Here is a 23,663-nt window from a genome sequence, read left to right on the forward strand (position 1 = left end):
TAGACCCAAGGTTGCAAGCATTCCTTGGCCGGTGCGGGTGGTGATTGATTGTTCATCTGCCGCAGGGCCCCGGGCCGGTGGCGGCGTTTCGAGTAATGTGACAATTAATTCATCAGTGGATGGAGTTCTTGATTCCAATGTGACGACATGGAATCTATGATAGTCACATAAGTGACTATAAACCATTTGGCCTATCAAATCATAAGCCGATCATTGACGTTGGTTGGTCATAAATTGCGCGATGAATGCTTATGACTTTTGTTTCGGGCCGGGTCTGGGGCTTTTTGTGTTCAGGGGAGGAGCGTCCGCAAGTGGGGGATCGACAGATCCTTTCCACGCTGTCGGGCTCCGGCGATGAGACGCGAGGCCGCTTGGCTGATCCGTTGCGTGTGGGGTGGATATGTTAGTGACTGAATCGGAACGGGCGCTGCTGCACGAGATGCAGAAGATCAAGAAAGACCCGTTGGGGAAGCGCATCATTCATCTGTGCGCCTCGCAGATCGAGAAAGGTGCCGATCCGAAAGTCAATGTCGTTGAAAAAGCCACGGCATTGTTGCAAAGAAGTTTTGCGCATTCTCCGTATTACAGGTTATTCCGCGCCAATAACGGCGATATCTTTGTTGCCTATTCCCATGTCACGATCTCCGACGTGCTGGAGGTCTGCGCGCAGTTGGAAAAGATGTTTCTGGGGGACGGGAGGTTCAACACCCGCAACCCCTATGGCGAGTATGCCTTTTTCAAGATCTGCGACGCCGGGACGGAATATGACAAGGTGATGGTTGCCATCCGCGCGATCATCGCCGCCGCGCAGGCGAGCGGGCAGGACAATCAGCCGGTAAAAAACATGATGCCGGAGCATCTGCCGATGCTGTCGGAGGTGCTGCGCACCAAGGACATGCGCAGTTGCATCTTCAATCAGCCGGTCTATTTCGTCGGGGAGAAGGTTCCCTCGATTGAATTTCTGGAATTTTCAGTTTCGACCAAGCAGATCCAGCTCCGCTTCATGCCAGACGTCAATCTTCAGGGCAATCCCTGGCTGTTCCATGCCTTGCGGGATGATTTCGACGTGGCCACGCTGCGGGGAATCGGCTCGGAGATCACGGAATATCGTCACAAGGGGTTCAGTCTGAACCTGTCCCTCAACACCGTGCTGGGGCGGGAGTTCCGAAACTTTTACGATCAGTTGCCGACCCGGATGGCCGGACGGATCGTGGCGGAGATCCACAAGACCGACATGGTGCAGAACATGGGGGCGATGCGTGATCTGCGGAAACTGGCCGATGCCAGGGGCTTCAAGATCGCCATCGACGGGGTCGACTGGCATGATTTCGAAGTGTTGTCGTTCAAGCGGCTGCGGCCCGATTTCGTCAAGCTGTCGTGGAACTGCGATCTGGTTTCGCTGCCGGAAGCGGACCTGAGGATTCTGGTGGAGGGGATCCACGGCCTGGGCGAGGGCACCCAGGTGGTGCTGTGCCGCTGCGACGACCCCCGCGCCTTCCTGGTCGCCCGTGGCCTGCGGATCCGCTACGTCCAGGGTCGTCTCGCGGACCATTATTTCCGTACCGGCGACGAGATGTAGGGGGGGCGCCGTTGGCGGGCTGCCGCCCGCACCCGCCCGGGGCGAGGCCCCTGACCCCATTTTTATTTCAAAATCAATATTCTATGTTGTCGTCTTTTTGCGGTGGGATATTCCAGCAATCGGGATCGTGACCAAACAGAATCCGCGCGCCGCCCTGCTCAAGGGCTTGCAGGCGGTCAAGGGAAGCCAGCAGGCTGTCACGATCGTCGATATATCGCGGCAGCCTTCGTTCCCGTAGGGTTCGGCGGAAAAAGCTGGCGTCGGCGGCGAGGACAACGGTGCCGTTCGCGAGTTTCAGCCGCAAGGACTGATGCCCCGGACTATGGCCGGGTGTCGGCAGGCAGGTGACCGAACCGTCGCCGAAGACGTCATACTCGCCGTCGATCAGGCGGACCTTGTGGCCGACGTCGAAATCCCGTGGATCGTAACCGTGCAAGGCGGCCTTGTCCGGGTCTCGGCTGGCCTCCCATTCGCGCCGTTGCACCAACAGGGTCGCGTTGGGGATCAGCGCGTTGCCGCCGACATGATCGAAATGAAAATGCGAGTTGATCAGCAGGTCGATTTTCCCGGGATCCCGGTCGATCGCTTCCAGGTGGGCGCTGATCTCTTCCCCTGGCTGAAACGAGAGGCGGTAGGCGCTGGCCATCTCCTTGCCGATTCTGGCGGTGGGGTCGCGCTGGCAGTCAGGGTGCGGCCCGGTATCGAACAAAGCTCGCCCTTTCGGGTGTTCGATCAGAAAGGCCGGGATCGGCATCGTGACGTCGCCTGCGCCACCGTCCATCACGCGGGCGAATTCGGCGGTCATCGTGCCGCAGGAAAAGGCGAAAATCTTCAGGGACATCGGGCGCGACCTTAATAAAGCGGTGTCGAGTCTATCTTGAACCGCAGCCTGCGCCCAACCTGAGAGGTGCCGCCCCCGAACGACCATCGAAGCAGGTCCAGGAGCCGTCGCCTCCTGGCGGGTGTCGGCGGAGGCCACCCTTAATCGAGCGTCTTGCGCCGGGATGCCCCCCGTGCCGACGACCCCCGCTCTTTTCGGGCTACGGGGTGGAGGCGTCCAGCTGCGCCAGCAGGTCGGCCAGCAGGGCGCGGCTTTGGTTCAGCGTTTCGATCCGGTGGTCAACCACAAGGATCTGACGACGCAGAAGAGATTTCAATTCGTCACAGGGTTCAAAGTCGGGCCGCCCCACCAGGGCGCAGGGAAGAAACTGGCGGATTACCGGCAAGGTCAGGCCGGCGAGTCCCAATGCCTTGATGCGAATGACGGTTTCTTCGTCGGAGTGCTGGTAGGCCCGATAGCCGCGCTCGGTTCGCCGGGGAGCCAGCAGTCCCTCGGCCTCATAATAGCGCAGCATGCGAATACTGACGCCCGTTCGCCGGGACAGTTCACCGATCTTCATGACGGGGCTTGACCCTGACAGTGCTGTCACAGGCTATAGCACGGGCTTGATCTGGTAAACCGCCCGGGAGCAAGCCGATGTCGGAAAATGTTCAGTTTCAAACCCATCTCGACGGGCGTCCGGCCACCGCCATCGATCTGGCCCCGCTGGCCTTTGCCGGCTTCGCCCATTTCACCGCCATGCAGGTGCGGGCCGGATGCGTGCGCGGCCTGGATCTTCATCTGGCCCGATTGAGGTCGGCATCACGGGTCTTTTTTGGCAGCGCCCTGCCGGATGATCAGGTTTGCGCCTATCTCCGTTCGGCGCTGGCGGATGGTCCCGCCGATCTGTCGCTGACGGCAACGATGTTTTCGCGCACGGGAGAATTCACGCCCACGGGCTTGGCCAACGATCCGGCGGTTCTGGTGCGAACCGGCCCGGCCGCGACCGGCCCGGCCGGCCCGTTGCGGCTGATGGCCGTGGCGCATCAACGGCTTCTGCCGACGATCAAGCATGTCGGCGAGTCGGCCAAGACCCTTTATCTGCGTCAAGCGGTGCATGCGGGGTTCGATGATTCCGCCTTCATCGATTCCGAGGGACGGCTCAGCGAGGCCACGATCTGGAATCTGGCTTTCTGGGACGGCGAGGCGGTGATCTGGCCTGAAGCAACCATGCTTCCGGGGATCACGATGGCGATTGTCCGGCGCCAACTGCAACGGCTCGGCGTTCCACAACGGCAGCAACCGATCACGCTCGAGGGGCTGAAGGGGATGGCGGGCGCCGCGGTGATGAATTCCTGGACTCCGGGTGTTTCAGTCAGCCGGATCGGTGCCCAGGATCTGCCTATGTCGTCCCGGTTCCTGGATATCCTGCACCAAGCTTACCGGGAGGAGCCTCCTGAAAATTTCTGACTTTCCCGTGTTGCCCGCGCCCAAGCTGAAGATTGCTGGCCACGAACGACCATCGAAGCAGGTCCAGGAGCCGCTGGCTCCTGGCGGGTGTGGGCGGAGCCCACGTTTTCTTTTATTTTCTAATCCTTATCGAGCGCCTTGTGCCGGGCGTTATCCCAATCGCGCGGCAGGACGACATCACCGGCCCATAACCCGCGCTTGGCATTGATCGCCTGAAGCTGGCTATCTTCATAAGGTCCATCCTTGGCGGCGCGGGCGACGCCGGCCTGAACCAGGAGTCGCCCAAGATCGCCTTCGACGGTGCGGCAGCGCCCCCACAATTCGCCGCCGCCGACATCGAGCAGTTCGCAGGCGACGCCGTTCCTGACCAGATCGGCCATCTTGCGCTTGGCGAGGCGGGCGCAGTCGAATTCCTCGCGGCTGGCGCGGCTGGCGCACAGATCCTTGCGGCCGGGCACGGTGATGCCGATCAGGCTGACCGAGAGTCCATGGAGTTGAAGCGAGCCGGCATCGAACGCCTCGGCGCGCCCCCAGGCGCAGGCGGTGCCGTCGGCGTCCTCGGCGCAGCGCGGCAGCGGCGGGGGCGGGGTGGGGGCGGCGGTCTGGGCGTTGGCGACGGCCGGGAGCAGGGCGAGAAGCAGGAGGGGCAGGGCACGCATGACGCGAGTCTAGCACGACGATAACGGCGGTGCAAAACCTGGACAGGTCAAGGCGACGCGCGGTAAATAGACCCGCCTTGCGGCCGGGTTACTCCGCCGCCCCATTTTCCGTTGTTTCAGGATCGCCATGCAGACCGCCAACGACATCCGCTCCACGTTCCTCGGCTTCTTCGAGAAAAACGGCCATGAAGTGGTGCCGTCCAGCCCGTTGGTGCCGCGCAACGACCCGACCCTGATGTTCACCAACGCCGGGATGGTGCAGTTCAAGAACGTCTTCACCGGGGTGGAGAAGCGCGATTACGTCCGCGCCACCACCGCGCAGAAGTGCGTCCGCGCCGGCGGCAAGCACAACGACCTTGATAACGTCGGCTACACCGCGCGGCATCACACCTTCTTCGAGATGCTGGGCAATTTTTCGTTCGGCGACTATTTCAAGGAACGGGCGATCGAGCTGGCCTGGACCCTGATCACCCGCGAGTTCGGCATTCCGGCCGAGCGGCTGCTGGTGACGGTCTATCACGACGATGACGAGGCGTTCGGCCACTGGAAGAAGATCGCCGGCCTGCCGGATTCGCGGATCATCCGCATTCCGACCTCCGACAATTTCTGGGCGATGGGCGACACCGGCCCGTGCGGTCCCTGTTCCGAGATCTTCTATGACCATGGCGAGAAGATCGCCGGTGGTCCGCCCGGCAGCGCCGACCAGGACGGCGACCGCTTCATCGAGATCTGGAACCTCGTCTTCATGCAGTACGAGCAGGTCGACAAGGAGACCCGCCTCGCGCTGCCCAAGCCCAGCATCGACACCGGGATGGGGCTGGAGCGCCTCGCCGCCTTGTTGCAGGGCAAGCACGACAATTACGACGTTGATCTGCTGCGCTCGCTGATCGAGGCCTCGGCCGACGCCTCGAACACCGATCCCGACGGCCCGTTCCGGGTGTCGCACCGGGTGGTGGCCGACCATCTGCGCTCGTCGGCGTTCCTGATCGCCGACGGGGTGCTGCCGTCGAACGAGGGGCGCGGCTATGTGCTGCGGCGGATCATGCGGCGGGCGATGCGCCATGCCCAGATGATGGGCTGCCGCGATCCGCTGCTGTGGCGGCTGGTGCCGGCGCTGGTGCGGCAGATGGGGCCGGCCTATCCCGAACTGGAGCGGGCCAGCGCGGCGATCGCCGACACGCTGAAGACCGAGGAGACCCGCTTCCGCGCCACCCTCGACAAGGGGCTGAAGCTGCTGGAGGACGAGATCTCGGCGCTGGGCGGCGGTCAGAAGCTGCCGGGCGCGGTGGCGTTCAAGCTGTACGACACCTACGGCTTCCCGCTCGATTTGACCCAGGACGCGCTGAAGGGCCGGGGGATCGCGGTCGATACCGACGGGTTCGACGCCGAGATGAAGGCGCAGCGCCAGCGCGCCAAGGCGGCGTGGGCCGGCTCGGGCGAGGCGGCGACCGAGGGGGCGTGGTTCGACCTCAAGGAGCGGCTGGGGGCCAGCGAGTTCCTCGGCTATGACACCACCGAGGCCGAGGGCCGGATCCTGGCCTTCGTCGATGCCGCCAATGCCGAGCCGGCCGAGGTGACCGAGGGGCTGGAAGTGGCGGTGATCGTCAACCAGACCCCGTTCTACGGCGAGTCCGGCGGTCAGGTCGGCGATACCGGCCTGATCGAGACCGCCACCGGCCGTTTGCGGGTCACCGACACCCAGAAGAAGCTGGGCGACCTGATCATCCATCGCGGCGTGGTCGAAAGCGGCCGGCTCGCGGTCGGCAGCGACGCCCGGCTGGTGGTCGATGCCGAGCGGCGCGACGCCACCCGCGCCCACCATTCCGCCACCCACCTGCTGCACGCCGCGCTGCGCCAGACCCTGGGCGAGCACGTCACCCAGAAGGGCAGCCAGGTCGGCCCCGACCGGCTGCGGTTCGACTTCGCCCACAATCAGGCGCTCGATCTGGCCGAACTGCGCGCGGTCGAGGCCCAGGTCAACCGCCAGATCCGCGCCAATGCCGGGGTCGCCACCAAGGTGATGGGCCAGGAAGAGGCGATCAAGGCCGGGGCGATGGCCCTGTTCGGCGAGAAGTACGGCGACGAGGTCCGGGTGGTGACGATGGGCGGCGGCGAGGCTGCGACCTTCTCGGTCGAGCTGTGCGGCGGCACCCATGTCCGCCGCACCGGCGACATCGGCGGCTTCAAGATCGTCGGCGAAAGCGCGGTCGCGGCCGGCATCCGCCGGGTCGAGGCGGTGACCGGGGCGGCGTTCCTGGCCTGGGCCCAGGCCGAGGAGGATCTGCTCCACCGCGCCGCCGAGACGCTGCGGATCGCCCCGGCCGATCTGCCGGCCCGCATCGCCCAGGTGCTGGACGACCGCCGCAAGCTGGAACGCGAGCTGGCCGAGGCGCGCAAGCAGCTCGCCACCGGCGGCGGCCAGGGCGCGGCGACCCGGACGATTGCCGGGATCACCTATGCCGGCCGGGTGCTGGACGGGGTGCCGGCCAAGGACCTGAAGGGAATGGCCGACGAGATCAAGAAGCAGATCGGCTCGGGCGTGGTGGCGCTGGCCGCCACCGCCGACGGCAAGGCCTCGCTGGTGGTGGCGGTGACCGCCGACCTGACCGCGAAGTTCAGCGCGGTCGATCTGGTGCGGGTGGGGTCGGAGGCGCTGGGCGGCAAGGGCGGCGGTGGCCGTCCCGACATGGCCCAGGCCGGCGGCCCCGATGCCGCCAAGGCCGAAGCGGCGGTCGAGGCGATCGCCGCCGCGCTGGAAAAGTAGGACCGTAACGGGCTGCGGGCGGTTGTGCCGTCCGCGCCCTTACGCGGGCTGCCGCCCGCGACCCGCCTGGAGGCTTCCGCCTCCAGACCTCCCCTGTTTTTGAAAAGCTCAATTCGCGTTAAGTCGGTCCGGCGGATATCGGGTTTTGGAGTGATGTGGGCTCCGCCCACACCCGCCAAGGGCCGCAAGGCCCTTGGAACCCATTGGGGATCGGGGGCGGATCGGCCTTCCCGCTTGGGCGCGGGTGTTGGCCGCGCGAAGGGCAAGGAAAGGGTTCCAAGGGCCTTGCGGCCCTTGGCGGGGGCGGGCAGAGCCCGCGAAGAGTCTTCCCCCTTAACGCGAATTGAGCCTTAAAGGGGGGCGCCCCAAATGGTCTTGGGCGAGTGCCCAACAAGGGGCGCGGTTATCTCTTCCCCGGATTTCCACAAAAAAACGGCGCGGACCGTGAGGGCCGCGCCGTTTTCGTCAGTGATTGGCGGTCAGTTCTTGGCGTTGGCCGGGGTGCCCTTGCGGGCGTTGTCGATCAACTGACGCACGGTGGTCTGGTCGAGCGCGGTCGACAGGATGCGGTCGCCGATGATGAAGGTCGGCGTGCCGCCGATCGCCAGGGTATGGGCGAGGTCGGAGATCTTGGTCAGTTCGCGGTCGATCTCGGGGCCGGTGGCGGCCTTCTTGAGCTGATCGGCGTTGTAGCCCTGGTCGGCGGCCAGCTTCAGCACCGTCTTCTCGTCGAGCTTGCCGCGATACTTCATCAAAGCGCGGTGGAGGTCGTCGTACTTGGCCGGGTTGGCGGCGCGGGCGGCGAGGGCGACGCGGGAGGCGAACACCGAATCCGGGCCGAGGATCGGCAGTTCCTTCAGCACCAGCCGGACCTTGCCGTCGGCCTTGACCGCGTCCCACAGCGACTCGTAGGTCTGCTTGCAGAAGCCGCAATTGTAATCGAAGAACTCGACGATGGTGACGTCGCCCTTCGGATTGCCGGCAACCGGATCGTCGGCGTTGTGGAAGATCTCGTCCTTGCGGGCTTCGAGCATCTTGTGGGCGTCGGCCTCGGCCTGGGCGCGCATCTTCTCGCGCAGCGCCTCCAGGGTTTCGGCCAGCACCTCGGGATGCTCCATCAGGTAATCGCGCACCACCTTCTTGACCGCCTCGGCCTGCTTGGGAGTCAGGGCGCCGCTGTCCTGGGCGGTGGCCGGCGACGCCGACAGGACCAGGCCGGAAGTCACGGCGAGGGCGGCTAGGGCTTTGACGATCATGGGGGCTACAACCTTCGCAATCCATGAGGATGAGGGGGGCATATTGGCCGGACTCCGCCGCCGGGGCAAGCGCCCTCGCACGGCGGAGGCGGCCCGGGTCACTCGATGTTCTGCACCTGCTCCTTGAACTGGTCGATCACCGCCTTGAGGTCGAGCCCGATCCGGGTCAGTTCGACGTCGGCCGACTTGGAGCAGAGGGTGTTGGCCTCGCGATTGAATTCCTGGGCGAGGAAGTCGAGCTTGCGCCCGATCACCCCGCCCTGGGTCAGCAGGTCGCGCGCGGCGGCGACATGGGCGGCGAGGCGGTCGAGTTCCTCGCGCACATCGACCTTGACCAGCAGCAGGGCGACTTCCTGGGCGACGCGGTCGGGATCGAGGCTGGGGGCCGCCTCGGTCAGCGCCGCCACCTGCTGGGTGAAACGGGCGCGGATCGCCTCGGGGCGCAGCGCGGCGCAGGCCTCGGCGCGGCGGGTCAGCGCGCTGATCAGGTCGAGCTGGCCGGTGAGCAGGGCGGCGATGCGGGCGCCTTCCTCGCGCCGCATCGCGGCGAGGCGGTCGAGCACCGCGTCGAGCCCGGCGCGCATCGCGGCGAGGCGCTGCTCGCGCCCGGCCTCGTCGTCGGCGGGTTCGGTCTCGGCGGCGGGTTCGACCACGCCCCGGATCGCCAGCAGCCCGTCGAGCCGGGCCGGGGCCAGCTCCGGCCGCGCCGCCTGCCAGTCGCGGCACAGGTCGGCCAGCCGGGTCAGCAACGCGGTGTTGATCCGCATCTCGCCCGCCTCGGTCTGGCGGGTCAGGGTCAGGCCAAGCTGGATGCTGCCGCGCCCGAGGCGGCGGGCGGCGGCCTCGCGCGCCGCCGGCTCCAGCGCGTCGCAGCCGGCCGGCAGCCGCAGCCGCAGGTCGAGGCCGCGGCCGTTGACGCTCTTGGCCTCCCACACCCAGGACGCGGTCTGGTCGCGTCCTTCGCTCCGCGCGTAGCCGGTCATGCTGGCGACACTCACCCTGGCTTCTCCTTGCTGCGATGATCGTTCCGCGCCGGCTTATACTCCCGCCCGGCCGTTTCGAAAACAGCTGCGGGGCGGGGCAGGGGTGGGGTAAAGTGCGCCGGCGGCCGATCCCGGCCGCGTCATCGCGGTTTGGAACCCGAATGCGGACGATACGGCGGGCGATGTTCGTGCTGCTCGGCCTGTTGCTGCTGTTGGCGCCGGTGCTGGCGCTGGCCGGCGGCGGCGGGACGGTGGTGCGCGCGCCGGCACTCGTCGCCTGCGGCGGTTCCCATCATTCCTCCGCGCCCGCCCCGGCGACGGGGGCGCCGCTGTGCGCGATCGATTGCGTCCTGGCCGGTCTGGCCGGGCTGATCGTCCCGCTGACGGCACCGGCCACCCTGCGGCCCGCCGCGCCGTCGGCCGTCGCCCTGCACGCGCCCCGCTCGCGCGTCTGGCCGCCGGCCGCGCCGCCGCCCCGGCTCTCCTGACTCCGTCACATCCTTATCATTGCGATCGAAATCCTGTTTGACGGCGGCCGCCCCGAGGCGGCCGCGACGGAGAGCCTTTATCATGTCGATGACCCATTACATGGAGCTTCTTGCCACCAATCAGCCGTGGAACCTGCTGATTTTCATGGCGATTCCGGTGGTCCTGGCCGAGACGCTGGCGATCACCGAACTGGCGCTGCTGTTCACCGGCCAAGGCGACGGCCCGCTGCGGCGGATCAACCGTGCCGCCGCGATCCTGGCCGGGCTGGTGTTCGCCGCGATCCTGCTCTACCTCGTGCCGACCGTGGTGGTGCCGCTGACCGCGAGCGGCGCGTGGCGCGGCTGGATCGACGTGGTGGCGGTCGGCTGCTATCTGGCCGGGGCGGTGCCGCTCGGGCTGGTGGCGCTGCTCGATCTCGGCCTGCTCGGCCGTAGCCTGTCGCCCCGGCGTCGGCTGGGCTGGCATGTCGCTGCGGTCGGCGGCTTCCTGGTGGTGGCGCATGTGGCGATGATCTTCGGGATGCTCGACCCGACGCTGGGCGCGGCGCCGATGTCTCATCATATGAGCCACTGACGGAGGTGAAGCGGGCTCCGCCCGAACCCGGCCCCGGGCCACAGGGCCCTTGGATCCCCTTGATTGGGGCGGGGCAGGGCGGAGCCGATGCGCCGAGAAAAAGGAATGGGTTCCAAGGGCCTTGCGGCCCGGGGCCGGGTGTGGGCGGAGCCCACGTTTCTTGCGGGGCCTTGCGGCGCTTGCAAATCGGGCCGCGAGGGGGTATCTAGCCCGGATCAATCCGCACGCGGGTCCGCGGCGGCGACCTTGTTCTGTCGCCCGTTCGCTCCGGTGCCGGGGTCTGCCCCGGCCACGCCCGCGGAGGTTCAACCGGAGAAGCATAAGGATCTTCCCGATGGCTCTGCCCACCTTTACCCTGCGCCAGCTGGTCGAAGCCGGCGTTCATTTCGGCCACAACACCCGCCGCTGGAACCCGAAGATGGCGTCGTACCTGTTCGGGGTGCGCAACGGGATCCACATCATCGACCTCCAGCAGTCGGTGCCGATGCTGCACCGCGCGATGCAGGCGGTGCGTGACGTCACCGCCGCCGGTGGCCGCGTGCTGTTCGTCGGCACCAAGCGTCAGGCGTCGGACATCGTCGCCGACAGCGCCCGTCGTTGCGGCCAGTACTTCGTCAACCACCGCTGGCTGGGCGGCATGCTGACCAACTGGAAGACCATCTCCCAGTCGATCCGCCGTCTGCGCGAGCTGGACGAGCAGCTGTCGTCGGGCGCCCTGTCGGGCCTGACCAAGAAGGAGCAGCTCAACCTGACCCGCGAGCGCGACAAGCTCGAGCGGGCGCTGGGCGGCATCAAGGAAATGGGCGGGCTGCCGGACATCCTGTTCATCATCGACACCAACAAGGAAGCGCTGGCGGTCCAGGAAGCCAACAAGCTCGGCATCCCGGTGGTGGCGGTGATCGACTCGAACAGCGATCCGCAAGGCATCAGCTTCCCGATCCCCGGCAACGACGACGCGATCCGCGCGATCCAGACCTACTGCGACCTGATGTCGGGCTCGGTGCTCGACGGCATTCAGGCCGAGATCAGCCGCAGCGGCGGCGACCTCGGCGCCAATGCCCAGGCTCCGGTCGAGGCGATCCCGGAGATCGAGGGCGCCGAGACCGAGGAAGCCGCGCAGCCGGCCTGATCGTGCGCGCTCCCGTGTTGGAATGGCGGCGGCTTTGGTCGCCGCCATTCGTTTGACCCCTTGCCCAACCCGCAGAACTTCCCCCTGGAGAACACACCCATGGCCGAGATTACCGCTTCGCTCGTCAAGGAGCTGCGCGAGAAGACTGGCGCCGGCATGATGGATTGCAAGAAGGCGCTCAACGAGACCGCCGGCGAGCTTGAGGCCGCCATCGACTGGCTGCGCAAGAAGGGCCTCGCCGCCGCCGCCAAGAAGGCCGGCCGCGTCGCCGCCGAGGGTCTGGTCGGCCTCGCCGCCGAAGGCACCCGTGGCGTGGTGGTCGAAGTCAACGCCGAGACCGATTTCGTCGCCCGCAACGACCAGTTCCAGGGCTTCGTCGCCGGCGTGGCCCAGGTGGCCCTCGCGGTCGGCGATGACGTCGAGGCGATCAAGGCCGCCGCCTTCCCGGGCGCGGACAAGACTGTCGGCGACCAGCTGACCGGCCTGATCGCCACCATCGGCGAGAACATGAACCTGCGCCGCGCGGTGCGGCTCGAGGTCGCCCAGGGCGTGGTCGCCTCCTACGTCCACACCCAGGTCGCCCCCGGCCTCGGCAAGATCGGCTGCCTGGTCGCGCTCGAATCCGCCGCCGACGCCGGCAAGCTGGCCGAGCTCGGCCGGCAGATCGCGATGCATGTCGCCGCCGCCAACCCGCTGTTCCTCGATCCGAGCGTGGTCGATACCTCGGCGCTCGACCGTGAGCGCGCGGTGCTGACCGAGCAGGCCCAGGCCTCGGGCAAGCCGGCCAACGTCATCGAGAAGATGGTCGAAGGCCGCATCCGCAAGTACTACGAAGAAGTCTGTCTGTCCGAGCAGGTGTTCGTGATCGACCAGGAGAGCAAGATCTCCAAGCTGATCGAAGCCAAGGGCAAGGAATTCGGCGCGCCGATCAAGCTGGCCGGTTTCGCCCGCTTCGCGCTCGGCGAGGGCATCGAGAAGGAACAGAGCGACTTCGCCGCCGAAGTCGCCGCCCAGCTCGGCCGCTGATCTCCGCCGCACCGGGCGTCCCACCCCCTCCCGTCCGAACGGGCGGGAGCCGGGTGGGGCGCCCGGTGTGACCCGGCGCGGCCCCGCGACAACAGGGGCGACAGCGGGACGGAATGGTGTATGATCGCCGCCGCCCGGCCCCGACCCGTCCCGAGGGGCGCGCCTTTCGGCCTTTCGCGCCACCAAGTCCCCAAAGGGAGTCCATGGCCAGCGACGCACTTTACCGCCGCGTTCTTCTCAAGATTTCCGGGGAGGGCCTGATGGGCCCGCAGGCGTACGGGCTTGACCCCGCCACCCTCGACCGGGTTGCCGGGGAAGTCGAATCGGTGCGGGCCCTCGGGGTCGAGGTCGGCATCGTCATCGGCGGCGGGAATATCTTCCGGGGGGTCAAGGGCGCCGCCAACGGGATGGAGCGGGCCGCCGCCGACAATGTCGGCATGCTCGCCACCGTGATCAACGCCCTGTCGTTGCAGAACGCGCTGGAACGGCGCGGCGTGGCGACCCGGGTGCAGTCGGCGGTGACCATGCCGACCGTCTGCGAGAGCTTCATCCGCCGCCGCGCCATCCGCCATCTGGAAAAGGGGCGGGTGGTGATCTTCGCCGGCGGCACCGGCAATCCGTTTTTCACCACCGATACCGCCGCCGCCCTGCGCGGGGTCGAGATGGGCTGCGACGCCCTGCTCAAGGCCACCCAGGTCGACGGGGTCTATTCCGCCGATCCGAAGAAGGATCCGGGCGCGGTCCGCTACGACCACCTGACCTTCGACGAGGCGCTGGCCCGCAACCTCGCGGTGATGGACACCGCGGCGATCGCGCTGTGTCGCGAGAACCGGATGCCGATCGTCGTGTTCGATCTGCACCGTCCCGGCGCGTTCGCCCAGGTGATCACCGGCCAGGGCCGCTACACCACCATCGAGAACGAGTAGAAAGGGGTTCGAACGTGTCTGTCCCGACCACCTGGAGCGACCTCAAGAAGGACATCGTCCGGCGCATGGACAGCGCCGTCGATGTGCTCAAGAAGGATTTTTCCGGCCTGCGCTCCGGCCGCGCCTCGGTCAACCTGCTCGACCCGGTGGTGGTCGAGGCCTACGGTCAGACCATGCCGCTCAGCCAGTGCGGCACCGTCGGCGTGCCCGAGCCGCGCATGCTGACCGTGCAGGTGTGGGACAAGGGGCTGGTCAAGGCGGTGGAGAAGGCGATCGTCAATGCCGGCCTCGGCCTCAACCCGCAGGCCGACGGCCAGCTGATCCGCGTGCCGATTCCGCCGCTCAACGAGGAGCGCCGCAAGGAACTCCAGAAGGTCGCCGGCAAGTACAGCGAGCAGGCCCGCATCTCGGTCCGCAACGTCCGCCGCGACGGCATGGACAGCCTCAAGAAGCTCGAAAAGGAGGGGCATCTCTCCGAGGACGAGATCAAGAAGCACGAAAAGGAAGTCCAGGCGATCACCGACGACACGATCAAGAAGATCGATGATCTGCTTGCCGCCAAGGAAAAAGAAATCATTCAGGTGTGACGGGCATGGAAGCCTCCTCTCCCCTTGCCGCCGATCCGCCGCCGCCGCCGGTCCATGTCGCCATCATCATGGACGGCAACGGCCGCTGGGCTCGTTCCCGTGGCCTGCCCCGTACCGCCGGCCACAAGCGCGGGGCGGAATCCGTGCGGCGCACGGTCGAAGCGGCGCGGGAGATGGGGGTGTCCTATCTGACCCTCTACGGCTTCTCGTCGGAAAACTGGAAACGTCCGGCCGGCGAGATCGCCGATCTGATGGGGCTGCTGCGGCTGTATCTGCGCAACGAGATCAACGCGCTGCACAAGAACGGCATCCGCCTCAAGGTGATCGGCGAGCGGTCGCGCCTTGGCCCCGACATCGTCAGGATGATCGAGGAGGCCGAGGCCCGCACCGAGGGCAACGTCGATCTGACCCTAGTGCTGGCGCTGTCCTATGGCGGGCGGCAGGAGATCGTCGAGGCGACCCGGGCGGTGGCCCGCGCCGTCGCCGCCGGCGGCCTCGCTCCCGATCAGGTCGATGAAAGCGTGGTCGGCGCCCATCTGTTCACCGCCGGGATCCCCGATCCCGATCTGATCATCCGCACCAGCGGCGAGCAGCGCATCAGCAATTTCCTGCTGTGGCAGGGCGCCTATGCCGAACTGGTGTTCATCGAGACCCTGTGGCCGGATTTCGGCCGGGCCGAACTGGAAACCGCGCTGCGCGACTTCCATCGTCGCGACCGGCGCTTCGGCGGGGCGAGGTAGAGCGCGACTTGCTGAAGACCCGTACCCTGTCGGCCCTGGTCCTGGCCCCGCCCGCCCTGCTGGCGGCCTGGGCCGGCGGCTATCCCTTCGCCCTGCTCGCCGCCGTCGCCTCGGCGCTGATGTGCTGGGAATGGCACCGCATCGCCTGCGGCGGCTTCGGCACCGCCGGCAAGCTGTCGGCCGTGTTCTGTGCCGTCGCCGCGCTGTGGACGGTGCATGATCCGGATTCGGCGCTGGTGATGGTCGGCGTCGCCAGCCTGCTGTCGTTCCTGCTGGTCTGTCCGGTGCATGGCCGCCGGCTGTGGTCGGGGCTGGGGGCGCTTTATGTCGGCCTGCCGACGGTGGCGCTGGTGTGGCTGCGCGGCGAGCCGGTGCATGGCGCGGCGACGGTGTGGTGGCTGCTGCTGGCGGTGTGGGCGACCGATATCGGCGCCTATGCCGCGGGCCGCACCTTCGGCGGGCCGCTGCTGATGCCCCGGGTCAGCCCGAAGAAGACCTGGTCCGGCCTGCTCGGCGGGATGGGCTGCGCCGCCCTGGCCGGGGCCGGGGTGGCCTGGGCCGAGGGAGTGGCGGGCCTGCCGTGGGTGGCGCTGGCCAGCGCCGGCCTTGCCGTGGTGGCCCAGGCCGGCGACCTGTTCGAATCCTGGGTCAAGCGCCGCTGGGGGGTCAAGGATTCGAGCGGAATCATTCCCGGCCATGGCGGGGTGCTCGACCGCGTCGATGGCCTGCTGGCGGCGGCGGCGGCGGTGGCCCTGCTGGCCCTGCTGACCGGTCGCGCGGTTCTGAGCTGGTCGTGACGACCATCTTTTCCTGATGAGAGTGAGGGGGGTTATGAGCGCAAGGCGTGGGGTGACGATTCTCGGCTCGACCGGTTCGATCGGGCGCAATACCGTCGAACTGGTCGAGGCCAGTCCGGAGCTGTACCGCGTCGAGGCGCTGGTGGCCAATTCCCGCGTCGACATCCTGGCCGATCAGGTCCGCCGGCTGAAGCCCCGGGTGGCGGTGGTCGCCGATGAATCCGCCTATCCGGCGCTGAAGGAGGCGCTGGCCGGCACCGGCACCGAGGTCGCCGCCGGCGCCGCCGCGGTGGCCGATGCCGCCGATCTGCCGGCCGAGTGGGTGATGGCCTCGATCGTCGGCGCCGCCGGCCTCGCGCCGACGCTGCGGGCGATCCGGCGCGGCGCCACCATCGGGCTGGCCAACAAGGAAGTGCTGGTCTGTGCCGGCTCGCTGGTGATGGCCGAGATCGAGACCCATGGCGCCACCCTGGTGCCGGTCGATTCCGAGCATTCGGCGATCTTCCAGGTGCTCGACACCCGCCAGCGCGATCAGGTCGAGAAGATCATCCTCACCGCCTCGGGCGGGCCGTTCCGCACCAAGGACCGCGCCTACATGGCGAATGTGACGCCGGAACAGGCGGTGGCCCATCCCAACTGGTCGATGGGGGCCAAGATCTCGGTCGATTCCGCCTCGATGTTCAACAAGGGGCTCGAGATGATCGAGGCCTACCACCTGTTCGGCATGCCGGAAGAGCAGATCGACGTGGTGGTGCATCCGCAGTCGGTGGTGCATTCGCTGGTGGCCTATCGCGACGGCTCGGTGCTGGCCCAGCTCGGCTCGCCCGACATGCGGACCCCGATTTCCCTGGCGCTGGGCTGGCCCAACCGCATCCCGGCCCCGGTGCCGCGGCTCGATCTGGCCGCCATCGCCACCCTGACCTTCGAGGCGCCCGACCCCGAGCGCTTCCCGGCGCTGCGGCTGGCGCGCGAGGCGATGCGGGCCGGCTCGTCGGTGACGGCGGTGCTCAACGCCGCCAACGAGGTGGCGGTGGCCGCCTTCCTCGGCCGCCGCATCGGCTTCCTTGACATCGCCCGGGTGGTCGAGAAGACCATCGACGGCGTCAATCATCGCGACCTCGGCTCGATCGAGGACGTTCTCGCCCAGGATCAGGCGGCGCGGCGCCATGCCGAGTCGGTGATCGGGCAGCTTTGAACAACCAGAGGCCCGCCCGATGGATTTGTCCCTTCTGCTGACCAACGTGCTGCATGGCGTGTGGTACTACGTGGTGATCTTCCTGGTGATCATCACCGTGGTGGTGTTCGTCCACGAGTTGGGGCATTACCTGGTGGCGCGGGCCAACGGGGTGCGGGTCGAGGTGTTCTCGATCGGCTTCGGCCCGGAATTGTGGGGCTGGAACACCAGGACCGGCACCCGCTGGCGGGTGGCGCTGTTCCCGCTCGGCGGTTATGTCCGCTTCTTCGGCGACGCCGACGCCGCCTCGGCCACGCCCGAGCCGCGCGAGCTGACCGAGGAGGAGAAATCCTGGTCGTTCCAGCACAAGCGGCTGGGGCAGCGGGCGGCGGTGGTGGCGGCCGGGCCGGCCGCCAATCTGGTGTTCGCGGTGCTGGGTCTGGCCGGGCTGTTCATGGTGCTGGGCCAGCCGGTGACCGAGCCGGTGGTGGGCGGCGTGTTCCCCGGCACCGCCGCCGAGGCCGCCGGGATCCAGGTCGGCGACCGGGTGGTGGCGATCAACGGCCGCGCGGTCGAGCGGTTCCAGGACATCCAGCGCATCGTCCGGCTCGAGATCGAGCAGCCGCTCGAACTGACGCTGAAGCGCGGCGACGAGACCCTGACCATCAGCGCCCGGCCGCGCATCGACCTGCGCAAGGGCCTGTTCGGCGACATGGAAAAGGTGCCGGTGCTCGGCGTGTCGGCCAATCCGGCCAGCACCCGGGTGATCCATCACGGCCCGATTTCGGCGCTGGGCGAATCCCTGTCCGAAACCGGGGCGATGGTGCGGGCCACCTTCGTCGGCATCGGCCAGATGATCAGCGGCACCCGCAATTCCGACGAACTGGGCGGGCCGATCCGCATCGCCAAGGGGGCGGGCGAGGCGGCCCAGCTCGGCCTGTCGAGCGTGATCTACTACACCATCCTGCTGTCGCTGAATCTTGGTCTGATCAACCTTTTTCCTATCCCGGTTCTCGATGGCGGCCACCTTCTTTTCTATGCCGTGGAGGCGATCCTTGGCCGGCCTCTTGGCGAGCGCGCCCAAGAATATGGTTTTCGAATCGGGCTGTTTCTGGTATTGGCCTTAATGATCTTCGCGACCCGCAATGACATTGTGGCCTTGCCGGTCTGGGACGCGGTCGTTCGGCTGTTCTCGTGACCCCACGCCGGGGCGGAGCATTGGGCTGGCAAGGGAGACACCGATGGGCGTAAGGCTGTGGACCGGGGTGGTGGCGGGCCTGGTGATGGTCTCGGCCGCGGGCCCCGTCTGGGCCCAGGCGTCCGGCCAGATCCGCTCGGTGGTGGTGCAGGGCACCCAGCGCATCGAAGTGGATAGCGTCCGTTCCTACATGACCCTGACCGAGGGCGATCCATTCGATCCCGAGCGGATCGACCGGTCGCTGAAGGCGCTGTATGACACCGGCCTGTTCGCCGACGTCACCATCCGCCAGGACGGCGACACCCTGGTGGTGCGGGTGGTCGAAAACCCGATCATCAACCGCATCGCCTTCGAGGGGAACCGCAAGCTCAAGCAGGACCAGCTCTTGTCCGAGGTCCAGCTCAAGCCGCGCACGGTCTACACCCGCACCAAGGTCCAGGCCGACGTCAAGCGCATCCTCGACCTCTACCGCCGCAACGGCCGTTTCGCCGCGACGGTCGAGCCGAAGATCATCCAGCTCGAACAGAACCGCGTCGATCTGGTCTACGAGATCAGCGAGGGCCAGCCGACCTACGTCCGCCGCATCGCCTTCGTCGGCAACCGCCGCTATGCCGAGGACAATCTGCGCGAGGTGTTGCAGACCAAGGAGGAACGCTGGTACCGCTTCCTCAGCTCGGACGACACCTACGATCCCGATCGCGTCACCTATGACCGCGAGCTGCTGCGCCGCTTCTATCTGAAGCGCGGCTATGCCGATTTCCGCGTCGCCTCGGCGATCGCCGAACTGACCCCCGACCGCGAGGGGTTCTTCATCACCTACACCCTCGACGAGGGCGAACGGTACAAGTTCGGCAAATCGACCATCACCAGCAGCCTGCGCGACCTCAAGGTCGAGGACCTCCAGCCGCTGGTGGTCAGCCAGGAAGGCGACTGGTACAACGCCGATCAGGTCGAGGACATCGTCCAGAAGCTGACCGACGCGATCGGCACCAAGGGCTACGCCTTCGTCGATGTGCGGCCGCAGGTCAACCGCAACCGCGACACCAAGATCATCGATGTCACCTACGACATCCAGGAAGGCCCCCGGGTGTTCGTCGAGCGGATCGACATCAACGGCAACGTCCGCACCCTCGACAAGGTGATCCGGCGCGAGTTCCGGCTGGTCGAGGGCGACGCCTTCAACACCGCCAAGCTGCGCCGCTCGCGCGAGCGGCTGAAGGACCTCAATTTCTTCGAGAAGGCCGAGGTCACCAACGTTCCGTCCGACACCGCGCCCGACCGCACCGTGATCAAGGTCGACGTGCAGGAGAAATCGACCGGCGAACTGAGCTTCGGCGTCGGCTGGTCGAGCCAGATCGGCCCGCTGCTCGAAGCCTCGATCCGCGAGCGCAACCTGCTCGGCCGTGGCCAGGACGTCACCCTGTCCGGCACGCTGGCCGCCAGCCGGTCCCAGCTCAATTTCTCGTTCACCGAGCCCTATTTCCTCGATCACGACATCGCCGCCGGCTTCGACCTGTTCGCGGTGGTGCGCGAGAACGAAACCAGCAGCTCGTACAATTCCCGCACCATCGGCGGCGACACCCGGATGGCCTACGCCATCAACGACCACCTGCGTCAGGACTGGAAATACACCCTGAAGCAGGACAAGGTGACCAACGTCGATTCGACCTCGCCCTACATCCTGGAACAGCTCGGCTCGCGCGTCACCTCGTCGGTTTCCACCGGCCTGACCTACGATCAGCGCGACAGCCGGATCGACCCGGGCGAGGGCTATTTCCTCCGCAGCTCGGCCGAATTCGCCGGCCTTGGCGGCGATGCCCGTTACGTCCGCGGCATGCTGTCGGGCGGTCAGTACTTCACCCTGGCCGACAAGGTGGTGCTGGCGCTGACCACCACCAACGGCTACATCGCCGGCCTGGGCCAGAAGGTGCGGATCACCGACCGCTTCTTCGTCGGCGGCGACAGCCTGCGCGGCTTCGCCACCGGCGGCGTCGGTCCGCGCGACAAGAACACCGGCGACGCGCTGGGCGGGGTGTGGATGGCCACCGGCAGCGCCCAGGTCCGTTTCCCGCTCGGCCTGCCCGAGGAATTCGGCGTCACCGGCGAGGCCTTCACCGATGTCGGCACCGTCGGCCCGACCGACGTCAACGACAGTTCGGGGGTGGAGCAGTCGAGTGCGATGCGGATGTCGATCGGCGTCGGCGTCGGCTGGAAGTCGCCGATGGGGCCGTTGACCCTCGATTTCGGCATCCCGCTGATGAAGGAAAACTACGACAAGAAGGAACTGATCAAGTTCAACTTCGGCACCAAATTCTGATCCCGGCCGGGGCCGAACGCCCCGGCGGATCGCGGCGGATACCCATGGCGGCAATGACCAACAGACTTGGATCGGGGCCGGGCACCCCGCCGGCGCCGCGTCGCGCGGCGGCCTGGCTGGTGCTGGCGGCGGCGCTGTTGCTGACCGGCCCGGGCCGGGCGGCCGAGGGGGCGCCGGCCGCCGCCCCGGTGCCGCCGGTTTCGATCATCATCGTCGACGTCCAGCAGGCCCAGCGCGAGTCCCAGGCCGGCAAGGCGCTGATCGGTCAGCGCGACCGCTATCAGCAGAGCTTCCAGGCCGATTTCAACGCCGCCCGCCAGCGGCTGGAGGCCAGCGATCAGGCGCTGGCCCGCCAGAAGGGGACGATGTCGCAGGAGGCCTACGACCAGAAGGTCAAGGAACTCGAACAGCAGGTGGTGGCGTTCCAGCGCCGCACCCAGCTTGCGGTGCGCGCCCTCGAGAAATCGAGCGAGGCCGCCGCCGCCGAACTGACCAACGCCATCCTCAGCGCCACCGGCGAGATCGCCAGCGAACGCGGTGCCGCCCTGGTGCTGCCCAAGCAGCAGGTGGTGCTGCACGAGCCGAGCATGGACATCACCGCCCAGGTGATCGAACGGGTCAACCGCCGCCTGCCCAGCATCACGTTTCCTGAGCCGGTGGTGGAGGAGTCCGCGCCGGCCAAATCGGGGAGAAAATAGCCGCCCATGGCCGATTCACGTTTCTTTACCGTCGCCGGGCCGTTCACCCTGGCCGAGCTGGCGAAGATCGCCGGCGCCACCCCGGCCGGGACCGTCGATCTGGACGCGCGCTACACCGACGTCGCCCCGCTCGACCATGCCGCGCGCGATCAGGTGTCGTTCCTCGACAACCGCAAATATTTCACCGCGTTCCTCGCCAGCCAGGCCGGTGTCTGCATCGTCGCTCCGGCGATGGTCGACAAGGCCCCGGCCGGGATGGCGCTGCTGGTGGCGGCCGATCCCTATCGCGCCTATGCCCGCGTCGCCCAGGCGTTCTACCCCGCCGCCACGGTCGAGCCGTGGCGGGCGCCGACCGCCTGGATCGATCCCGACGCCCGCATCGGCGAGCCCTGCCGGATCGAGCCCGGCGCGGTGATCGGCGCCCGGGCCGAGATCGGCCCCGGTTGTGTGATCGGCGCCAACGCGGTGATCGGCGAGGGGGTGGTGATCGGTGCCGGCAGCCGGATCGGCGCCCATGTCAGCCTGTCGCATGCCCTGGTCGGCCGGGGGGTGACGATCCAGCCCGGCGCCCGCATCGGTCAGGACGGGTTCGGCTTCGCGATGGGGCCGGAAGGCTGCCTCAAGGTGCCGCAGCTCGGCCGGGTGATCATCGGCGACGCGGTCGAAATCGGCGCCAACACCACCATCGCCCGTGGCGCCGGCCCCGATACGGTGATCGGCGACGGCTGCATGATAGACAACCTGGTTCAGATTGGGCACAACGTCCATCTGGGGCGCGGTTGCGTGATCGTCGCCCAGGTCGGCATTTCCGGCTCGACCCATTTCGGCGATTTCGTCGCCGCCGGGGGACAGGCGGGCATCACCGGCCATCTGCATATCGGCAGCGGCGCCCGTCTCGCCGCCCAGGCCGGGGTGATGCGCGACGTCGCCCCGGGCGAGACCGTCGGCGGCGCGCCGGCGGTGCCGATGGCGGAATGGCTGCGGGCGTCGGCGATGATCGGGCGGATGGCGCGGCGCAAGCCGGGCTGACGCCCCGGCCGCGCCCGGCGCGGCGGCCGGGCGCCGGCCGGCCAGAAAGGACAGACAAGGCAGGGAACAGATATGGACAGCACCGTTACCGACCGCGGCAAGGTCATCGACATCAACCGGATCCTGCAAATGATCCCCCACCGCTATCCTTTCCTGCTGGTGGATCGGGTGGTCGATGTCATCGCTGGCGAAAGCGCGGTCGGCATCAAGAACGTCACCATCAACGAGCCGTTTTTCCAGGGCCATTTCCCCTCGCGCCCGGTGTTCCCCGGGGTGCTGATCATCGAGGCGATGGCCCAGACCGCCGCGGTGCTGGTGGTCGAGACGCTCGGCCCGTCGGCGGAGGGCAAGCTGGTCTATTTCATGAGCGTCGATACCTGCCGCTTCCGCAAGCCGGTCGGCCCGGGCGACCAGCTGATGATCCACGTCTTCAAGGAACGCAGCCGCGGCAACGTCTGGAAGTTCCGTGCCGAGGCCAAGGTCGCCGGCACCCTGGTCGCCGAGGCGACCTATGCCGCCATGATCCTGGACGAATAATGACCGAGATCCATCCTTCCGCGGTGGTCGATCCCGCCGCCCAGATCGCCGATACCGTCCGGATCGGCCCGTTCTGCGTGGTCGGCCCCGACGTCGTGCTCGACGACGAGGTCGAACTGCTGTCCCATGTGGTGGTCGCCGGCCGCACCCGGATCGGCGCCCGCTCGCGGGTGTTCCCGTTCGCCTCGATCGGCCACCGCCCGCAGGACCTCAAATACAAGGGCGAGCCCTCGACGCTGGAGATCGGCACCGACGCCCAGATCCGCGAGCACGTCACCATCAATCCCGGCACCGAGGGCGGCGGGATGATCACCCGCGTCGGCAATCACTGCCTGCTGATGGCGAGCGCCCACGTCGCCCATGATTGCCAGGTCGGCGACCATGTGATCATGGCCAACAACGCCACCCTGGCCGGCCATGTCACCGTCGGCGAGTACGCGTTTCTCGGCGGGCTGTCGGCGGTGCATCAGTTCGTCCGCATCGGCAAGCACGCGATGATCGGCGGCATGACCGGGGTCGAGGCCGACGTGATCCCGTTCGGGATGGTGATCGGCAACCGCGCCTATCTCAACGGGCTCAACATCGTCGGGCTCAAGCGGCGCGGCTTCTCGCGCGATGACATCCACACCCTGCGCAACGCCTACCGCCTGCTGTTCGCCCCCGAGGGGACGTTGCAGGAGCGGCTCAGCGACGTCGAGGAGCAGTTCCACGCCAATCCGGTGGTGATGGAGATCATCGCCTTCATCCGCTCCGATACCTCGCGCTCGCTCAGCACCCCCCGTTTCGGCGACGCTAGCTGATCGCAGGGCTCCGCCCTGCACCCGCCAAGGGCCGAAGGCCCCTGGACCCCTTTGATTATCGATGGGATCCAAGGGCCTTCGGCCCTTGGCGGGTGTGGGCGGAGCCCACGTT

The 23,663-nt window shown here is 67.4% G+C and carries 23 protein-coding genes; 18 read left to right on the forward strand and 5 right to left on the reverse strand.

Going from position 1 to position 23,663, the window contains the following annotated elements; all coding sequences use genetic code 11:
- Positions 1–406 precede the first annotated feature (406 nt).
- Positions 407–1,579: a hypothetical protein gene (locus ACFSNB_RS00690; protein WP_377313518.1), complete on the forward strand. Its 1,173-nt coding sequence runs from the start codon at positions 407–409 to the stop codon at positions 1,577–1,579.
- Between the two features lie 73 nt (positions 1,580–1,652).
- On the opposite strand, the gene ACFSNB_RS00695 is transcribed toward ACFSNB_RS00690, so the two are convergent.
- Positions 1,653–2,420: an N-acyl homoserine lactonase family protein gene (locus ACFSNB_RS00695; protein WP_377313520.1), complete on the reverse strand. Its 768-nt coding sequence runs from the start codon at positions 2,418–2,420 to the stop codon at positions 1,653–1,655.
- 199 nt (positions 2,421–2,619) lie between these two features.
- Positions 2,620–2,979 (reverse strand): MerR family transcriptional regulator, encoded by a 360-nt coding sequence (locus ACFSNB_RS00700; protein ID WP_377313522.1) that lies wholly within the window; start codon positions 2,977–2,979, stop codon positions 2,620–2,622.
- A 77-nt stretch (positions 2,980–3,056) separates the two neighbouring features.
- On the opposite strand from ACFSNB_RS00700, the gene ACFSNB_RS00705 reads away from it, so the two are divergent.
- Entirely contained in the window at positions 3,057–3,869 is an 813-nt protein-coding gene (locus ACFSNB_RS00705) for an aminotransferase class IV family protein (RefSeq protein ID WP_377313524.1), read from the forward strand.
- A 119-nt stretch (positions 3,870–3,988) separates the two neighbouring features.
- Here the strand turns inward: ACFSNB_RS00705 and ACFSNB_RS00710 are convergent, their stop codons facing one another.
- The gene (locus tag ACFSNB_RS00710) at positions 3,989–4,528 is read right to left on the reverse strand and encodes a thermonuclease family protein (protein WP_377313526.1); all 540 of its coding nucleotides are present in this window, start codon (positions 4,526–4,528) and stop codon (positions 3,989–3,991) included.
- Positions 4,529–4,655: 127 nt separating this feature from the next.
- Here ACFSNB_RS00710 and alaS point away from each other — a divergent pair, with 127 nt between their 5' ends.
- Positions 4,656–7,292 carry an alanine--tRNA ligase gene (gene alaS, locus ACFSNB_RS00715; protein WP_377313528.1) on the forward strand — a complete coding sequence of 879 codons (2,637 nt, stop codon included), beginning with the start codon at positions 4,656–4,658 and terminating at the stop codon, positions 7,290–7,292.
- Positions 7,293–7,771: 479 nt separating this feature from the next.
- Here alaS and ACFSNB_RS00720 read toward each other — a convergent pair whose 3' ends face one another.
- Together ACFSNB_RS00720 and ACFSNB_RS00725 are read right to left on the reverse strand one after the other, a co-directional pair.
- A complete protein-coding gene (locus ACFSNB_RS00720) occupies positions 7,772–8,548 on the reverse strand; it encodes a DsbA family protein (protein ID WP_377313530.1) in 777 nt (258 codons plus the stop codon).
- Positions 8,549–8,646: 98 nt separating this feature from the next.
- Positions 8,647–9,546 (reverse strand): YicC/YloC family endoribonuclease, encoded by a 900-nt coding sequence (locus ACFSNB_RS00725; RefSeq protein WP_377313532.1) that lies wholly within the window; start codon positions 9,544–9,546, stop codon positions 8,647–8,649.
- Between the two features lie 146 nt (positions 9,547–9,692).
- On the opposite strand from ACFSNB_RS00725, the gene ACFSNB_RS00730 reads away from it, so the two are divergent.
- From ACFSNB_RS00730 to lpxA, 15 genes are all read left to right on the forward strand, one after another.
- Positions 9,693–10,019: a hypothetical protein gene (locus ACFSNB_RS00730; RefSeq protein WP_377313534.1), complete on the forward strand. Its 327-nt coding sequence runs from the start codon at positions 9,693–9,695 to the stop codon at positions 10,017–10,019.
- Positions 10,020–10,101: 82 nt separating this feature from the next.
- Positions 10,102–10,593 (forward strand): DUF6803 family protein, encoded by a 492-nt coding sequence (locus ACFSNB_RS00735; protein WP_377313536.1) that lies wholly within the window; start codon positions 10,102–10,104, stop codon positions 10,591–10,593.
- Positions 10,594–10,927: 334 nt separating this feature from the next.
- Entirely contained in the window at positions 10,928–11,722 is a 795-nt protein-coding gene (gene rpsB / locus ACFSNB_RS00740; RefSeq protein ID WP_377313538.1) for a 30S ribosomal protein S2, read from the forward strand.
- A gap of 99 nt (positions 11,723–11,821) precedes the next feature.
- Complete coding sequence (gene tsf, locus ACFSNB_RS00745) at positions 11,822–12,748, forward strand: translation elongation factor Ts (RefSeq protein ID WP_377313540.1); 927 nt, start codon at positions 11,822–11,824, stop codon at positions 12,746–12,748.
- 203 nt (positions 12,749–12,951) lie between these two features.
- Positions 12,952–13,674, forward strand: a complete 723-nt coding sequence (gene pyrH / locus ACFSNB_RS00750; protein WP_377313542.1) for a UMP kinase — start codon at positions 12,952–12,954, stop codon at positions 13,672–13,674.
- A gap of 14 nt (positions 13,675–13,688) precedes the next feature.
- Complete coding sequence (gene frr / locus ACFSNB_RS00755; RefSeq protein ID WP_377313544.1) at positions 13,689–14,261, forward strand: ribosome recycling factor; 573 nt, start codon at positions 13,689–13,691, stop codon at positions 14,259–14,261.
- Positions 14,262–14,266: 5 nt separating this feature from the next.
- Positions 14,267–15,001, forward strand: coding sequence for an isoprenyl transferase (locus tag ACFSNB_RS00760; protein WP_377313545.1), 735 nt, complete (start codon positions 14,267–14,269; stop codon positions 14,999–15,001).
- Positions 15,002–15,009: 8 nt separating this feature from the next.
- Complete coding sequence (locus ACFSNB_RS00765; protein WP_377313547.1) at positions 15,010–15,798, forward strand: phosphatidate cytidylyltransferase; 789 nt, start codon at positions 15,010–15,012, stop codon at positions 15,796–15,798.
- 34 nt (positions 15,799–15,832) lie between these two features.
- Positions 15,833–16,993: a 1-deoxy-D-xylulose-5-phosphate reductoisomerase gene (locus ACFSNB_RS00770; protein ID WP_377313549.1), complete on the forward strand. Its 1,161-nt coding sequence runs from the start codon at positions 15,833–15,835 to the stop codon at positions 16,991–16,993.
- Positions 16,994–17,012: 19 nt separating this feature from the next.
- A complete protein-coding gene (gene rseP, locus ACFSNB_RS00775; protein WP_377313551.1) occupies positions 17,013–18,170 on the forward strand; it encodes an RIP metalloprotease RseP in 1,158 nt (385 codons plus the stop codon).
- A 43-nt stretch (positions 18,171–18,213) separates the two neighbouring features.
- Positions 18,214–20,487 (forward strand): outer membrane protein assembly factor BamA, encoded by a 2,274-nt coding sequence (gene bamA / locus ACFSNB_RS00780; protein WP_377313553.1) that lies wholly within the window; start codon positions 18,214–18,216, stop codon positions 20,485–20,487.
- Between the two features lie 53 nt (positions 20,488–20,540).
- Positions 20,541–21,185 (forward strand): OmpH family outer membrane protein, encoded by a 645-nt coding sequence (locus tag ACFSNB_RS00785; RefSeq protein WP_377313555.1) that lies wholly within the window; start codon positions 20,541–20,543, stop codon positions 21,183–21,185.
- Positions 21,186–21,191: 6 nt separating this feature from the next.
- Positions 21,192–22,214: a UDP-3-O-(3-hydroxymyristoyl)glucosamine N-acyltransferase gene (gene lpxD / locus ACFSNB_RS00790; RefSeq protein ID WP_377313557.1), complete on the forward strand. Its 1,023-nt coding sequence runs from the start codon at positions 21,192–21,194 to the stop codon at positions 22,212–22,214.
- 72 nt (positions 22,215–22,286) lie between these two features.
- The gene (gene fabZ / locus ACFSNB_RS00795; RefSeq protein ID WP_377313559.1) at positions 22,287–22,751 is read left to right on the forward strand and encodes a 3-hydroxyacyl-ACP dehydratase FabZ; all 465 of its coding nucleotides are present in this window, start codon (positions 22,287–22,289) and stop codon (positions 22,749–22,751) included.
- Entirely contained in the window at positions 22,751–23,551 is an 801-nt protein-coding gene (gene lpxA, locus ACFSNB_RS00800) for an acyl-ACP--UDP-N-acetylglucosamine O-acyltransferase (protein WP_377313561.1), read from the forward strand. The genes fabZ and lpxA overlap by 1 nt, the downstream gene beginning before the upstream one ends.
- The last annotated feature ends 112 nt before the right edge of the window (positions 23,552–23,663 follow it).

The sequence above is a fragment of the Phaeospirillum tilakii genome (genome assembly GCF_042683125.1).
In the GTDB taxonomy this organism is placed as follows: domain Bacteria; phylum Pseudomonadota; class Alphaproteobacteria; order Rhodospirillales; family Magnetospirillaceae; genus Phaeospirillum; species Phaeospirillum tilakii.